This is a genomic window from Amycolatopsis circi, from assembly GCF_003385235.1.
GTDB classification, from domain to species: Bacteria; Actinomycetota; Actinomycetes; order Mycobacteriales; family Pseudonocardiaceae; genus Amycolatopsis; species Amycolatopsis circi.
In genome coordinates, this window is the sequence record NZ_PQIA01000029.1 from 20,065 (window position 1) to 35,639 (window position 15,575).

Here is a 15,575-nt window from a genome sequence, read left to right on the forward strand (position 1 = left end):
AGCGCGCGAGCGGCCGGGGCCGGCCATGCGATTCCTCCGCCCGTGAGCTCCGGGTATTCCGTGTCGTTCCACCATGGCCCGGGCGGCGGCAAGTACCCAGAATGTGCTTATGGGGGCACTCCGGGTACCAGGGTCCGGGTGGCTGCGGACTTAGTCAGCTGGAGATTGCCCGGGCGGCGCACCGGCACGGATGGTGGAGGTCTGCTCTTTTCCCTGGGGAGGTACGGCATGCCATGGCCTTTCGTCGGCAGGACCGAACAGCTGGACCGGATTCGCGCGGTGTTCGCCGAGCCGGGGCCGGGCCCCGTGCTGCTGGTCGGCCCGCCCGGAATGGGCCGCAGCAGGCTGCTCGTCGAAGCGCTGGCCAGTGCGCCGCTGTCGCGGAACGACGCGGTGCTGCGTCTCGAACCGGCCGGGCCCGCGCCGTTCGCCTCGCTGCGCGGGCTGGCGCCGGAGGGATTCCGCTTCACGGGGTCGCCGGATCGCGCCGTCGCCACCGTCGCCGAGGAGGTGGCCGGGCGGCTGCCCGGCAAGCGGCTCGTGCTCGCATTCGACGACGCGCACCTCGCCGACCCGTACACCGTGCGGGTACTGCGGCACCTTCGGAACGAGCACGGCGCGCGCGTGCTCGTGACCGCCGAGGGCTCCGGCGCGCTGCCGCCCGGCCCGGATCCGCTGGACTGTCTGCGGTACGACCTCGGCGCCCGCACGCTCCGCATTCCGCCGCTGAGCGCGGACGAGGTGGCGAGAATCCTCGCCGAAACGCTCGGCGGCCCGGTCCGCCCCGCGACCGCCGCGGCTCTGCACGCCTCGACCGGCGGCAACCCCGGGCTCCTGCATGGCATGGTCATCCGCGACCGGCTGGCCGATGACCTGGTGCCGCTCGACGGAGCGCACCAGCTGTCCCCGGTTTTCCCCGCCGCGCAGGGCTGTCCGGCCGCCGAGCCGGTGACCGGTTACCTGACGGAGGCCATCGCCAGTGCGTGGCGAAGGCTGTCCCTGGACCAGACCGACGAACTGTGCCGGCTGGCAGCGTGGCACGGGCTAGCCGGCGTGGTCGCGCCGGTGTGGGCCACAGTTCTGTTGCTGCGCGGCCAGGTCGCCGCGGCCGGGTACGTGCTCGACGCGCACGCCGACGGGTCGTCGCGGGCGACGATAGCCAGGGCGATGGTCGTCGGGCTCGGACAACGTGATGTCAGCGCTGCCGCCACGTTGCTGACAGACGCGGCGGGCCTGGACGCCAAGCACCGGGTGCGGCTGCTGGCATGTCGCGCTTGGCTGCTGGCCGTCACCGGAACCTCGACTGTCTTCGACGAAGCGGACCCTGGCGACGACCGCGAAGCGGCGCTGTTCTCCCGGGCCGCACAGGCGATCGCCGCTCGACGGGGCGCGTCGGCTGTCTCGCATCTGCGTCGCTCGCTGGCCGCCGCGGAGGGGCTTCGGGCGGAGATGCCGTGGTTTCCGCCGTATCTCACTGCTTGCCTGATCGACGCCCTGCTGCTGGCCGGGCGCATCAGCGAGGCTACTGCCGAGGCAGCCGAGTTCCATTCCGGGCAGCGCGGATGCGGATGGAACGTGGCGGTGGCTTTCGACTCGCTGCTCACCGCGCAAGGGGCTTACGACGAAAGCCATGGCGTGGCTTGGGATGGTGCCGCTGGAAGGGATTTGACCCCAGCGGTTTCTCGGCGGCAGCCGTCGTAGAAGCGCCCTTCCCGAACGGGTGTGCTCGTCGTTTCCGGTCGCGCGGGCCGGAAACGACGAGCAGCCGCAGCAGGCAACATCGTCCGCCGCGCACGGGGCTCAGACCGGAAGCCTTGGCACAGCTTGGGATGGCCCTCCGGACGGGACTTGACCGCGGTGGTACCTCGGGCAGCAGCCCTCGTGAAAGCGCCCTTCCAAGCGGGCACGCTCGTCATCTCCGGTCGCGCGGGCCGGAAACGACGAGCAACCGCAGCGGGCGCCATCGTCCGCCGCGCACGGGGCTCACGCCCGAAGCGATTTGCCCCAAGCGATTCCTCGGCAGCAGCCCTCGCAAAAACGCCCTTCCCGAACCGGCTCACACCACCGTGCCGGTCGGGCACGCCGAGAACGAAAAGCAGCCGCAGCGGCGACATCGTCCGCTGCGGCTGCCCGGCCCTCGGTCAGGAAACCGCCTCGCGCGGCCTGGTTTCCAGTTCCCGGGCCAGATCCTCGATCGACGCCGTGCCCAGCAGGTCCCGGCCGCTGACGCGGAGGCCCAGCTCGGTCCGCATCTGGTAGGCCAGTTGCACCGCGAACACCGAGTTCAGGCCGAGCACCGGCAGCGGGACGGCCGGGTCGACGTCGGGCAAGCCCAGCAGCATGCCCACCGCCGTCCGCAGGTAACGGATGCGGCCGGGCACCGTCGCGGCGGATTCGGCGTGGTGCAGTGCGTCGATCGGCGTCGCCTTCGGCGCGGCCCCGGTGCTGCCCGGCCACTCGATCTCGCCCGCGTCGATCCAGAATCGCCGGTGCTGCCAGGAGTAGCCCGGCACGTCGACGAACCGGCCTTCGCCGAGGCGGTCGAACGCGACCTCGCCGCCCGCCGCGTACACGGCGGCCAGGCCGGCCAGCATCGACTTGTGCTCCGGCTCGTCCCTGCGCAGCGACGCGACCTGCCACGCCCGCGCCGCCGCGTCCTGGATGCCGTCCTCGATCGCGAGGCTCAGGATCGGGTGCGGGCTGATCTCGACGAACACCGTCGGCCGCCGGTCCGCCAGCGCCGCGCGGACCGCCGCTTCGAACCGCACCGGCCGGATCAGGTTGTCCGCCCAGTACCCGGCGTCGAAGCCGGCTCCGTCGACGACGCTGTCCAGCACGGTGGAGTGGACCGGGACGCGGCCCGGCCGCGGGCGCAGGTCCGCCAGCACGTCGTGCAGCAGCGGGCGCAGCGGCTCGACCTGCGGGGCGTGCGAGGCGTAATCGACCCGCACCTGACGGCAGAACACGCCGTCCGCGCGCAGCCCGGCGACAATTTCGGCCAGCGCGTCCGGGTCGCCGGACAGCACGGTCGCGGTGCGGCTGTTGACCACTCCGACGCTCACCCGGTCCGCGTGCTCGCCGATCGCCCGCTGTGCCGCCTGCTCGCTGAGCTGGACCGCCCACATCGCGCCGGGAGTGCGCCGCTCGGCCAGCAGCGCGGCGCGCCTGCAGATCACGGCCGCGCCGTCGGCGACGCTGAGCGCCCCGGCGGTGACCGCGGCCGCCACTTCGCCCATGCTGTGCCCGATGACGAGGTCCGGCTCGACCCCCAGGTCACGCCACAACGCCGCCAGCGCCACCTGGACCGCCCACAGCACCGGCTGCACGAAGTCCATAGTGGACAGTTCGGCGCCGCTCTCGAGGAGTTCGGCGGGCGACCAGCCCGTCTCGTCCCGCACGGCCCGGTCGCATTCGGCGAACCGGCCGGCGAAGACCTCGCTGGTCGCCAGCAGCTCCCGCGCCATCCCCGGCCACTGCGAGCCCTGTCCCGGATAGACGAACACGATCTTCGGCGGTTCGCCGACCGCGTCCCCGTCCCCGAACGCCTGCGCGGACCCTCGCCGGGACCCGATCGCGGCGAGGGCCTCGACGAGTTCCTCGCGGTCGGCCCCCACCACGGCCGTCCGCCGTTCGAAGTGCGTGCGGCGCACTCCGGCCGTGTGGCAGACGTCAGCGAGCGCCGGGGAGCCGGGCGCGCGGAGCAGTTCGGCGTACCGCTCCGCGGCCTGTCGCAACGCTTCCGGATGCCGGGCGGACAGCGGGAGCAGGTAAGCGGACCGCTCCTGCGGCTCGACCGGCCCGCTCTCCGGGAGTTCCGCGAGCACGGCGTGCACGATCGCGCCCGCCAGGCCCAGCGACGTGACGCCCGCGATCGCGGTCCGCCCGTCGCGCGGCAGGACCTGGGACCGGCGCGGCAGCCGCAGCGGGGAGCCGGGCTGCCGAAGCTGCGCGACCGGTTCCGTGACGTGCAGGGTCGCCGGGACGGTGCGGTGCCGCAGCACCAGCGCGGCTTTGATCAGTCCGGCGAGCCCCGCCACGCCCTCGGGGTGGCCGATGTTGGATTTCACCGAGCCGACGAGGCACGGCCGGTCCGTCGGCCGTCCTTCGCCCAGCACGTCGGCGAGCGCCTGCAGTTCGACCGGGTCGCCCGCCGGGGTGCCCGGTCCGTGCGCCTCCACGTAGTCGACGAGCGCGGGCGAGATGCCCGCGTCCAGGTACGCGGCCCGCAGAGTGCTCTCCTGCCCGATCTGCGCCGGCGCCGTGAGCGAAGGACCGGTCCGGCCGTTGTTGCCGGTGGCGGTGCCCACGATCGCCGCGTAGCCGCGGTCGCGGTCGCGCGTCGCGTCCGGCAGCCGCTTGAGGACCACCGCCCCGACGCCCTCGCTGCGCACGTAGCCGTCCGCGCTGACGTCGCCGAACCGAGAGCGCCCGGTCGGCGAGAGCATGTCCGCCTCGGACACGGCGAAGTGCAGGTCGGGCGACAGCATCAGCTGCGCGCCGCCGACGATGGCCAGGTCGATCTCGCCGTGCCGGAGCGCGCGGACGGCCAGGTGCACGGCCAGCAGGGACGTCGCGCAGTTGGCCGCCACGCCCATCGTCGGACCGCGCAGGTCGAGGTGGTGCGCGATGCGCCCGGCGACCATCCCGGGCACCACGGTGCCCATGGCCGCGTGCAGGCCGCGCCTGCCCGCGGCGCGGACGAAATCCCAGTACTCGGTGCCGAACGTGCTCAGGTACACGCCGGTGTTGCTGCCCGCCAGGCCGCCGGCGGTCAGCCCCGCGTCCTCGACGGCCTGCCATACGATTTCCATGAGAATCCGCTGCTGCGGATCCATTTGCGCGGCCTCGCCCGGCGTGATCCCGAAGAAATCCGCATCGAAATTGTCGACGTCGTCCAGATAGCCCCCCTCGAGGCTTCGAATCGTATTCGGCTGCCCGGACTCCGGCGAATACCATTTCTCGGCATCGAACCGCTGGCGCGGTATTTCCCCGACCGCATCGCCTCCGGACAGCAGCAAATCCCATAGTTCGACCGCATTCCGCGCTCCAGGAAACCGACAAGCAACACCGACCACGGCGACGGTTCGGTCGGCGCTGAACATTCCCCCAACGCCTGTCATGACTGTGGACCCAGCACAGCGACTCCTTATTTTCGCGGGATTCTTCCCGACCGATCGCATCATGTCCGCCAGCTTCCCCCAGGTCAACTTCGAACTAACGAAATATCGGCACGAAGAAAAACTTGCCGAAGCTATCGCGAACCCGTCGGAAGGTGCAGCACGACCCCGACCGGAACGATCTCCGGCGAATAGATGACCATGATCCGCAGCGCCTGCGCCCCCAACCGGTCGTGGCGCAGCCGCCGAACGCGCGACCGGTGCTCCACCACGCGGTGCTGTCCCCACCAGGCCCGGAACTCCGGGCTGAGCCGGGCGAACTCGGCGATCTGGGCCTGCTGCCGCGGATCGTTCGGATGCTTGGACATCTCGCTCCGCCACCGGGCCACCGCGTCCCTGGTGTCGGCCTCCCAGTCGGGCAGCCGGGTCCGGGCGGCCGGCGAGACCAGCATCCACCTCAGGATGTTCCGCTCCTCCCGCGGGAGCGCGCCCCAGTCCTCGTACCATTCGCACGCCGCGGGGTTCCACGCCAGGATGTCGCCGTAGTTGTCGCCCGCGTAGACCGGGTACGGGCTTTCCTCGAACATCCCGACGACCTGCTCGGTCAGCGCTTCGAGGGGGACCTCGGCGTCCAGCGGCGTCGCTTGGACGACCCCGCCGAGCGCGAGGCGGTGGATGTAGCGGCGCTCGTCCTCCGACAGCCTCAGCACCCGCGCCAGGCTGTCGAGCACCTCCCGGGACGGCTGGATGCCGCGGGCCTGCTCGAGATAGGTGTACCAGGTCGGGCTGACCCCGGCCAGCACCGCGACCTCCTCCCGCCGCAGCCCCGGGATCCTCCTGCGCGTCCCCGGCGGCAGCCCGACCTCGGACGGAGCGATGCGCTCTCGTCTGCTGCGCAGGAACCTGGCAAGCTCCTGTCTGCTGGCGTCCGTCGACAACTGAGCCCCAGGATTCCGAAAACCGGTTTACGCGGAAAGGTACCCGCAATAGTACGGGCGGCTCCGGTTTCCGGCACCCAGGTCAGTGCGCGCCGCGGTGCAGGGCCAGCATCGTGATGTCGTCGGACTGCTCCGCGACTCCGACATGAGCGCGCAACGCCTTGTCGACCTCCGAAAGAGTCTCCTCCGCGGACGTCGCGGGTTCGCTTATCGCAGTGAGCAGCCGGTCCATGCCGAACAGGGATCCGCCCGTCGCGCGCGCCTCCACTACGCCGTCCGTGTACAGCAGCAGCGTGTCGCCCCGCTCCAGGCGGGCGCAGCCGAGGCCGTAGGAGCTGTGCAGCATCATGCCGACGGCCGGGCCGGTCGGCTTGAGCAGCGTGTGGCTGCCGTCGGCGCGCAGCAGGACCGCCGGGTTGTGCCCGCCGTTGATGTACAGCAGGCCGCCCGACGCGGGGTCGAGCACGCCGAAGATGAGCGTGGCGAAATAGCCCTGTCGCAGGTGGTTGCGGGTCAGGTACCGGTTGGTCGCCACGACCGCCTGCACCAGCGGGCCCGCGCCCACCGACAGCATCGGCGGCAGCGGCTCGCCCGCGGGCGCCGGCCCGGCGGCGTGCTCGCCCGCCTCGCCCGCGCCGCCCGCCGTGCCGGTGTGCTCCGCGGTGTGCCGCAGCAACGTGCGGATCAGCGCCATGAACAGCGCGGCACCGACGCCCTTGTCGCACACGTCGGCCACCACGAAACCGACCCGGCGGCCGCCGACCAGCTCGAACCCGTCGTAGAAGTCGCCCGCCACCTGCCGCGCGGGCCGGAACCGGGACGCGACGTCCCAGCCCTGCGGCGCGGGCAGCTTCTCCGGCAGGAAACCGGACTGGATCTCGTGCGCGATGGCCAGGTCCCGCTCGTAGGCGCGCAGGCTGGCCTCGGCGGCCATGTCCTCGACCGCGCTGGCCAGCTGGCCGCGCTCCCAGCAGGAGCTCATCCGGCTGCGCAGCAGGCTCGGCAGGAACGGCGGCAGGACGTAGTCGAAACCGCCCCGCACGCACGCCTCCAGCGCGTCGAAGTCGTCCTGCGGGAACACGATGGTCGTCGGCGGATTCGGCAGGTGCGCGAACCGCCTGGCCAGCAGCGCGACCCGCTGCAGGCCCAGCGAGGCCGACACCAGCAGCCCGTCTGGCAGCGCGACCCGCTCGTCGCCGGCGAGCACCTCCTCCTCGGTCGCCGTGCGCACCTCGAACCCGCCGTCGGACAAGGCGGGCTCGAGCCGCGGCATCCGGGCGGCCGGGTCAGCCACGACCAGAACGCACGACTTCCTCATCGTTTCCTCCCAGGCGCCGGATCTTGAGCAGGTTGCGGTTGCGGCCCCCGGCCCGGACGTGCTCCAGCCGGTCCACACTGGACAGTGCGAGGAACAGCCCGAAACCGCCGAGCGGGGCCCACCCCGGATCCATGGCCAGCCGGGACGCCACGTCGTAGGCGGCCGGGTCGAACTCGGCCGCGTCGTCCTCGATCCGCACCCACACCCAGTCGTCGTCGAAGCCCGCGTCGATGTCGATCGTCCCGTCGCGGCCTCCGTAGCCGTGCGTCACGATGTTGGTGGTGATCTCCTCCGCCGCGAGCCGCATGCGGTAGGCCTGGCTGTGCGACATCCCGGTGGCGCAGGCGAGGCGGTCGACGATAGCCGGGATCAGGACGCCGAGTTCCTCGATGCCCCGCGCCTGGACGGCGATCACGGCTCCTCCCCCGTCTCCTGCATGACGATGCTGCGGTCGAACCCGGTCAGCCGGATCGTCTCGGCCACCTCCGGTCGCACGCCCACGAGCACGATTTCGACGCCCCGCCCCATTTTCTGGTGCGCGAACACCAGCGAGCGCAGGCCCGCGGAGGACAGGTAGGTCAGCTCCTCGGCGAGCAGCACCAGCCGCTGCGGCGTCCGCTTGACCGCGGCGACGATCAACTCGTTGAGCCGGTGCGCCGACCGCGAGTCCACCTCGCCGACGAGCCGGATGGTCGCGACGCCGTTTTCCGCGTGCATTTTCCCGTGAAACCCCATGGTTCATCTCCCTCGACGTTCCCGCGCCACCAGCACGAGCACCGATCTCGGTCCGACGCGGACCCGTTCCTGGCCGGCGAGTTCCGGCTCGGCGCCCGGCTCCGCCGCGTCGTGCGGCGGCTCGGCGTGGGTGTTCGCGAAGCAGTGCCAGGCCAGGTGGTCCGGCAGCTCCGGCAGTTCCAGTTCGTGCCCTTCCCAGTGCGCGTTGGCCGCCAGGTAGACGCAGTCCGTGCCGCCGTCTTCCTCGCCGTGGAACATGACCGCCAGCAGCCTGCTGTGCGGCGACCAGTCCGGCGTCCACGCGCGCACGCCGTGCCAGCTCACGTCCGGGAACAGCGCGCCGTTCGCGTGGCCGGTGACGTGCCAGCGTCTGCGCAGCACCGGGTGCGCGTGCCGGAAAGCGATGGCGCGCTTGGCGAAACGCAGCAAGTCGGCGTGCGTCTCGAGACCGCGCCAGTCGAACCACGAAAGCTCGCTGTCGTGGCAATAGGCGTTGTTGTTGCCCTGCTGCGTGCGACCGATCTCGTCGCCCGCCAGGAGCATCGGCACGCCGTGGCTCGTCAGCAGCAGCAAGAGCGCGTTGCGCACCTGCCTGCGCCGCAGCGCCAGCACTTCCGGGTCGCCGGCGCTGCCTTCGTGCCCGCAGTTCCACGAATGGTTGGCGTCGTCCCCGTCCCCTCCGTGCTCGCCGTTGGCGTCGTTGTGCTTGTCGTTGTAGGCGAAGAGGTCGTGCAGGGTGAACCCGTCGTGCGCGGTGACGAAGTTGACCGACGCCACCGGACCGCGCCGCAGGTACAGGTCCGGCGAGCCGACGAGCCGGTCGGCCATCTCGCTGACCAGGCCCGGTTCGCCCTTGAGGAAGCGGCGGGCCGCGTCCCGGTAGCGGCCGTTCCACTCCGACCACCGGCAGTAGTCCGGGAAACTGCCCACCTGGTAGAGCCCGCCCGCGTCCCACGCCTCGGCGATCAGCTTGGTGTGCCCGAGGACCGGGTCGCTCGCGAGCGTCTCCAGCAGCGGCGGGCTGGCCAGCGGCGACCCGTCGGAGGCGCGGCCGAGCACCGCGGCGAGGTCGAACCGGAAACCGTCCACGTGGTACTCCGACACCCAGTACCGCAGGCAGTCCAGCACGAAGCCGAGCACCACCGGGTGGTTGCAGTTCACGGTGTTGCCGGTGCCGCTGAAGTTGTAGTAGCGCCCGTCCGGGGTCAGCATGTAGTAGACCCGGTTGTCCAAGCCGCGGAAAGAAAACGTCGGGCCGCGCTCGTCGCCCTCCGCGGTGTGGTTGAACACCACGTCCAGGACGACCTCGATGCCCGCCGCGTGCAGTTGCTTCACGAGGCTCTTCAGCTCGTCGCTCTGCCGGCCGAACCCGCCCGCGGCCGCGTAGGACGCCTTGGGCGCGAAGAACCCGACGGTGTTGTAGCCCCAGTAGTTGTGCAGCCCGTCCGGATGGTTTTCGTTCTCGTCGAACTCCAGCACCGGCATCAGCTCGACGCAGTTGACGCCCAGTTCGGCCAGGTACGGGATCCGTTCGGCGAACCCGGCGAACGTGCCCGGCCAGCGCACGCCGGAGGACGGGTGCCGGGTGAAGCCGCGCAGGTGCGCCTCGTAGACCACCAGGTCCTGCATGGGCAGCCCGAGCGGCCGGTCGCCGGCCCAGTCGAAGTCGTCCGGGGCGAGCCGGGACCGGTAGCGGTACTGCCCGCGGCCCGGCTCCCCCCAGGTCTCGCCGCCTCCGACCGCCGTCGCGTAGGGGTCGGACAGGATGTGCGCGGCGTCGTACCGGTCGCCCCGTTCCGGCTGCCACGGGCCGTCGATCCGGTAGCCGTACTCGATCTCGTCGGCGGACAGGCCGAACACCGTCATGGCGTAGACCGAGCCGGTGCGGTAGCAGGCGGGGAATTCGAGTTCCGCGAACGGTTCCTCGTCGCCGCGCCGGAACAGCACGAGTGCCACCGAGGTCGCCCCGGTGGAGTACACGGAGAAGTTGACCCCGCCGGGGACGCGCGAGGCGCCGAACGGGAGCGGCCTGCCCTCCCGCACGTCGAGCCCGGCGATCCGGCCCGTCGGGCACGGATCGCCGCCGGGCGCGATCTCCCTCAGCCGGAGGCTCATCTGGTCAGCGCCTCCACCCCGTCGTCGACCGTGTCCACGACGGTGAAGAAGTCGATGAACCCGGTGCCGGTCATCACCTCGGCCACGTCCGGCGTGAGCCGGGCGAGCGCCAGGGGCACGCCGGACTCCTGCACCTGCCGGTAGATCAGCAACAGCACCCGCAGGCCGGCGCTCGACGTGTACGTCATGCCGCCGAGGTCGAGCAGCGCCGCGCCGTCGGAGGGCACCAGCTCGCTGATCCGCGTCCGCGCCTCGGCCGCCGTGGCGCTGTCCAGTTCCCCCTCGATCGCGAGCACGGTCACCCGGCCGCGCATGTACTTCTCCAGCTCCATCGTCCCACTCCCCAGTCAGTCCACAGCGGACAAATGCGCCCGCACGGTCAGGTCGTGCCTGGTGTCCGGAAGCGCCACGGTCATCTCGTCCGCGTCGAACGCGGAGTACGGGCGGCCGTCGACCTCGACCCACGACAGCCGGACCCGGCCCTTCGGCAGGGCGTCCGGCGCGGTGCGCAGCAGCCGGTCCGCGTCGGGCCGCGGGCGGAACCACAGCGTCAGCGGCTCGCCGGAGAGCAGGAGACGCTGGTACACCGTGGCCAGGAAACACAGCTCGCTGCTGTGGTACATACTCATCGAGTGGCTGCCCTTGAGCCGCTCGGTGCCGAGCAGGTACGGGGTCCCTGCGGCGAGCACGTTGAAGTACACGCCGCCCTCGTCGTGGTCGAGGAAGAAACTGTTGTAGAACGACGCGGCCTCGCGCGCCTGGTCGCGGAACCCGGCGTCGCCGGTGCTGCCCGCCAGGATCAGGTAGGCGAGGATCGCCTGCTCCTGCTGCCACCAGGCTTTGCGGTCGTGCCAGACCAGCCGGTGGGCGTCCTCGCCCTCGGCGAGCCGCCGCTCCACCATGTCGTACCAGCCGCCGCGCTGCCGGTCGCTCCCGACGCCCGGCATGGCCCGGCCCAGCCGCTGCGCGAGTTCGACGTACCTCGAGTCCGGCCGGATCGCGTTCATCCGCAGGAGATTCCAGGCGATCTTGAGGTTGTGCCCGACCACCGCCCGGTCCTGCTGCCAGCCCCAGGACCGGTCCGGCGTCCAGTCGCCGTGGAACCGTTCCTGCACGAACGGGCTGTCCTCGCGCGGGAAGTGCTCGGCGATCAGGTCGAACGTCTCCGCCAGCATGTCGGCGTGCCGCTTCTCGCCGGTGGCGAGGTAGAGGTTGAGCAGGTAGGCGGGCGCGTGGTCGCCGACCGAATTCCAGTTCTTGCGCGACTTGTTGTGCCGCAACGACTCCTCGTGCGGCGACAGCAGCACCGGGTCGATGTGCGAGTAGTACCCGCCGCGCTCGGGGTCGCGGAAGAATCGGTGGAACAGCCGCAGTGTCGCGTCGATGTCGTCCCTGATCCGCCGGTCGCCGGTGACCCGGAACGTCTGGGTCTGGCCGACCAGCGCGTAGATCTGCTCGTAGGCCGGGATCGCCTCGTAGTCGTCGCCGAACTCGGACGTGAACAGCTTGCGCTCGCTGCCGCCGCGCACGTCGATGCCGTGGTACCAATACACGACGTCCTCGTCGCGGTCGACGAACCGCATGTGCTCGCGCAGGTACTCGGTGCCGCGCTCGGCCACGCCGAGGAAGTCTTCGTCGCCGGTGAGCAGGTACGCGGACGCCATCCCGTACACCATGCGGGAGATCGTGTCCGTCTCCTGGACGTGGTGGTCGCTCTTGTCCCCGCCGAGCCGCAGCACGGTGCGGTAGTCGGCGAAGTCGACCGGACGAGTGTCGCCGAACTGCGCCCGCCGGTAGAACCGCGCGATCTCGCCCAGCTGCCGCGACCACCAGTGCGGGTCCTCGAAGCTGTAGTCCCCGATCCGGCGGCCGGGGAAGATCAGCCGCTTCGCCTCGAACCTGCCCGCCGGGTAGCGGATCCCGTACGCGTACAGGTACCTGCCCGGTTCCAGCAGCTCCGGCACCTGCGAGGACGCGTCGGCGTAAGGCTCCCCCAGGTTGCGCAGGAACTCCGCGGACATGTTGTGCCCCAGGGAGATCCGCTGCCGCCGCCCGTCGGAGGTCTTCAGTTCGAACGACGCGCCGTCGGCCTCGGTGACGTAACCTGCGACCAGGTCGGAGAACGAGTAGTCCACGCCTCCCGCCGGCGCCGGGCGGCGGCTGTCCCGCGCGATCAGGTGCGCGGTGAGATCCGAGTGCACGGTCATGCCCCTCTCGCCATCCTCTCCAAGACCGACCTCCTGGTGCTGTCCGCCCGCGCGGCGACGAGGTCGATGAGCGTGCGCGCGAACAAGTGGCAGTGGTCGGCGCTGCGGGCGGTGACCAGGTCGCCGTCGACCACCACGTCCTGATCGGCGAAGACCGCGCCCATGTTGCGCACGTCGCCGATCAGGTTGTTGTGGCAGGTGACGCGCCGGCCGCGGACCACCTCCGCGATCGGCGACACCAGCCACATGCCGTGGCAGATGATCCCTTTGAGGACACCGGGATCCGCGAACGCGGCGCGCACGAGCCGCACGGCCGGGGCGAGTTCGTGGACGCGTTCGGAGTAGCGCAGCCGGTCGGACACCATGCCGGACGGGATGATCAGCGCGTCCAGCGCGGACACGTCGAGCGTCTCGAGATCGCCGTCGACCGTGATCGGCAGCTGGTGCTCGTGCCCGGTGAAGGTGATCGCCCGCCGGCCCCACAGCCGGGTGACCAGCCGCAGCTCCACCCCTTCCTCGGCGAACCGGCGGAGGTAGTACCACAGCTCCGGCTCGACGTAGTCCGTCTCCATCAGCACGGCGACGTTGCGCCCGGCCAGCCGGCCGCCTTGGCGGAGGATGGTGTTCACGACTGTCCTTTCAGGACGTGCTCAGGTGGACGAGGAACGGGCCTTCGTGGGCGAGCATCTCGGCCACCGCCCGTTCGACGCCGGCTGCCTTCTCGACCTTGACGCCCGGAACCCCCATGCTCGCCGAGAGTTCCGCGAAGCCGAGCGGCGGCGCGGCGAGGTCGAACGAGCCCGGGTAGGCGTGCGACTGGATGCCCCGCTCCCGCCAGTACTGCTCGATGTTGTTGTCCAGCAAGCCGTATCTGCCGTTGTCGCAGACGACGAACTTCGCCGCGACGTCGTAGCGCGCGGCCGTCCACAGCGCCTGGATCGTGTACATGCTGCCGCCGTCGCCGGTGAAGCCGACCACCGGCACGTTCGGCCGCGCGAGCTTGATCCCGATGGCGCCGGGGATCCCGACGCCGAGGGAGCCGCCCCGGGTGGCGAAATAGCTGCCCGGCGCCCGGGGCGGCAGGTGGCGCCGAAGGCCGGGAGATGCCGTCAGCGCCTCGTCGAACACCACGAGGTCCTCGCCCGCCTGGCCGGCGAGCGCCGCGGAGAACCGCTCGATCAGCGGGGCGTCCTCGCCGACGTCCGGGCGCTGCCACGCCGCCCGGTCGTCGCGCCGGCCGGGCAGCCTGGCAGCGAGTCCCGCGAGGGTCGCCTTCGGGTCGGCGACCAGGCCGAGATCGACCGGATGGTTCTTGGCGATCTCGAAGTCGTCCAGATCGACGTGCACGACCTTCGCGTCGCCGAAAGGGTTGTCCAGCACGGGGAACACGTCCGGGAACACGTACGTGCCGACGATCAGCACGGCGTCCGCGTCCTTCACCGAGGCGGCGCTCGCCTCGCCGAACATGTGCCCGGTTTCCCCGCGATACCACGGATTCGTGGTGTCCATGTTCACCTCGGACGTGTCCACGCCCCACACCGGCGCGCGCAGCCGCTCCGCCACCTCGACCAGTTCGGCCTGCGCTTCGGACACGGCGACCCCGTCGCCGACGAGGATCACCGGCCGTTCCGCATCGAGCAGCAGCTCCGCCGCCCGGTCCAGTTCGCCGGGCAACGGGACCGTCGCGCGGCTCGGCAGGCTCGCCGGCATCGCGGGCTCGGCGGTCGGCGCGTCGAGAACGTCCATGGGCAGTTCGACGAAAACCGGTCCGCGCGGCGGAGTCATGGCGATCTTCACCGCGCGGCGCAGCACCCGCAGCACCGACGAGGGATCGGTGACCCGCGTCGCGTACTTGGTCACCGGCCGCGCCATGGCCACGAGGTCGGCGGCCATCTGCGAGTCCATGGCGTCGTAGCGCACGCCGGAGCTGCCCGCGATCACCACGAGCGGCGAATGGCCGCGTTTCGCCTGGTACAGCATGCCGATCCCGTTGCCGAGGCCGACCCCGGCGTGCAGTTGCACCAGCGCCGGGGCGGCCGCGGCCCGGCAGTACCCGTCGGCGATGCCCACCGCGACGGTCTCCTGCAGCGCCAGCACGTAGGAGAACGCGGGCAGCTGGTCCACGATGTCCAGCAACCCCTGTTCGACCGTGCCGGGGTTGCCGAACATCGTGGTCATGCCGTCGGCCGCGAACTGTTCGAAGATCGCGATCTTGCCGGGGCGCGCGTGCACGGCCGCCTACCAGCCGTACCGGCGCAGGCCGGACTCGAGCACCTCGACCAGCTTGCCGCCGCCGAGGAAAGAGTCCGGAGTGGACCGTGCCGTGACGTACGGGTAGTCGACGACGACCGAGGTCTCCTTGCCGACGTTGCCGTGGTAGCGCCCGTCCGGGCCGGTCGCGTCGCGCAGGATGTACTCCAGCGGGTACGGCGGCGGCCCCATGTTGAAGTCGACCCCGAGAAAACCGGTGCCGTCCTTGTAGTCGTACTCCTTGCAGTGCCCGGTGACGTGCTTGCCCCAGAGGATGCTCGCGCGGTCCTCCCAGTCGCGGGCGAAGGCGAGAGCGGCGACGCCGTAGCACAAGGCGAGGATCGGTTTGTCCGCCCGCACGAACGCGAGGATCAGCTCGTGCAGGCGGCCGTTGTTGGCGAGGTCGACGATCGGCCCGCTGCCGCCGACGATCACGAGCGCGTCGTACTGCCCGATGTCGGTGTCGAGCGCCGCGAGTGCGCGGTAGTACTCCTCGGTCCTGCGCAGCGGCTCGGATTCGCTTTGGTACGGCCGGTCCGGGATCCACTGCTGGAGGCTGAGCGGAGTGTCCAAACGGGACGATTCGTCGAGTTCCCTGGCCGCGACGGCGACTTCCGGCGTGGTGACGGAGCGGCCGAGCGGCGGGTCGATGTAGCCGGGATCGAGGCTCGGCGGCAGCGCGCGGGCCCGTTTGCCGGTCGGCGTGGCGAACACGGTCTGGTAGCCGTGTTCGTCGAAGGCCACGAGCGGTCCGAGGAGTTCCTCGCCCCAGTACCCGTATTCCGAAAGGATCGTCAGTATCTTTGTCACGCCGTCGAGTGAACCCGCATGTCGTGCGGGGCAACAAGAACCGCTCGCCCTACTCCACGAAGTCCGCCCCGGGTCCCGGCCACTT

The 15,575-nt window shown here is 71.1% G+C and carries 12 protein-coding genes; 1 reads left to right on the plus strand and 11 read right to left on the minus strand.

Annotated features, from left to right (window positions below; genetic code table 11):
- Positions 1–228 precede the first annotated feature (228 nt).
- The gene (locus D0D37_RS15440; RefSeq protein WP_116201229.1) at positions 229–1,701 is read left to right on the plus strand and encodes an ATP-binding protein; all 1,473 of its coding nucleotides are present in this window, start codon (positions 229–231) and stop codon (positions 1,699–1,701) included.
- A gap of 440 nt (positions 1,702–2,141) precedes the next feature.
- Here D0D37_RS15440 and D0D37_RS15445 read toward each other — a convergent pair whose 3' ends face one another.
- The 11 genes from D0D37_RS15445 to D0D37_RS15495 all read right to left on the minus strand — a co-directional run bounded on the left by D0D37_RS15445 (position 2,142) and on the right by D0D37_RS15495 (position 15,490).
- Positions 2,142–5,183 (minus strand): type I polyketide synthase, encoded by a 3,042-nt coding sequence (locus D0D37_RS15445; protein ID WP_116201230.1) that lies wholly within the window; start codon positions 5,181–5,183, stop codon positions 2,142–2,144.
- Positions 5,184–5,251: 68 nt separating this feature from the next.
- Positions 5,252–6,055, minus strand: coding sequence for a helix-turn-helix transcriptional regulator (locus D0D37_RS15450; protein ID WP_116201231.1), 804 nt, complete (start codon positions 6,053–6,055; stop codon positions 5,252–5,254).
- A gap of 82 nt (positions 6,056–6,137) precedes the next feature.
- Entirely contained in the window at positions 6,138–7,373 is a 1,236-nt protein-coding gene (locus tag D0D37_RS15455) for a PP2C family protein-serine/threonine phosphatase (RefSeq protein WP_116201232.1), read from the minus strand.
- Complete coding sequence (locus D0D37_RS15460; RefSeq protein WP_116201233.1) at positions 7,342–7,788, minus strand: ATP-binding protein; 447 nt, start codon at positions 7,786–7,788, stop codon at positions 7,342–7,344. Before D0D37_RS15460 ends, D0D37_RS15455 begins: the two co-directional genes overlap by 32 nt.
- Entirely contained in the window at positions 7,785–8,108 is a 324-nt protein-coding gene (locus D0D37_RS15465; RefSeq protein WP_116201234.1) for an STAS domain-containing protein, read from the minus strand. The genes D0D37_RS15460 and D0D37_RS15465 overlap by 4 nt, the downstream gene beginning before the upstream one ends.
- Before the next feature lie 3 nt (positions 8,109–8,111).
- The gene (gene glgX, locus D0D37_RS15470; RefSeq protein ID WP_116201235.1) at positions 8,112–10,223 is read right to left on the minus strand and encodes a glycogen debranching protein GlgX; all 2,112 of its coding nucleotides are present in this window, start codon (positions 10,221–10,223) and stop codon (positions 8,112–8,114) included.
- Entirely contained in the window at positions 10,220–10,555 is a 336-nt protein-coding gene (locus tag D0D37_RS15475; RefSeq protein WP_116201236.1) for an STAS domain-containing protein, read from the minus strand. The genes glgX and D0D37_RS15475 overlap by 4 nt, the downstream gene beginning before the upstream one ends.
- Before the next feature lie 15 nt (positions 10,556–10,570).
- Positions 10,571–12,430 carry an AGE family epimerase/isomerase gene (locus D0D37_RS15480; RefSeq protein ID WP_116201237.1) on the minus strand — a complete coding sequence of 620 codons (1,860 nt, stop codon included), beginning with the start codon at positions 12,428–12,430 and terminating at the stop codon, positions 10,571–10,573.
- The gene (locus tag D0D37_RS15485; protein WP_244223522.1) at positions 12,427–13,059 is read right to left on the minus strand and encodes a DJ-1/PfpI family protein; all 633 of its coding nucleotides are present in this window, start codon (positions 13,057–13,059) and stop codon (positions 12,427–12,429) included. Before D0D37_RS15485 ends, D0D37_RS15480 begins: the two co-directional genes overlap by 4 nt.
- A gap of 10 nt (positions 13,060–13,069) precedes the next feature.
- Positions 13,070–14,662, minus strand: coding sequence for a thiamine pyrophosphate-binding protein (locus D0D37_RS15490; protein ID WP_116201238.1), 1,593 nt, complete (start codon positions 14,660–14,662; stop codon positions 13,070–13,072).
- Positions 14,663–14,668: 6 nt separating this feature from the next.
- Positions 14,669–15,490, minus strand: a complete 822-nt coding sequence (locus D0D37_RS15495; RefSeq protein ID WP_116201239.1) for a type 1 glutamine amidotransferase domain-containing protein — start codon at positions 15,488–15,490, stop codon at positions 14,669–14,671.
- Positions 15,491–15,575: the final 85 nt, after the last annotated feature.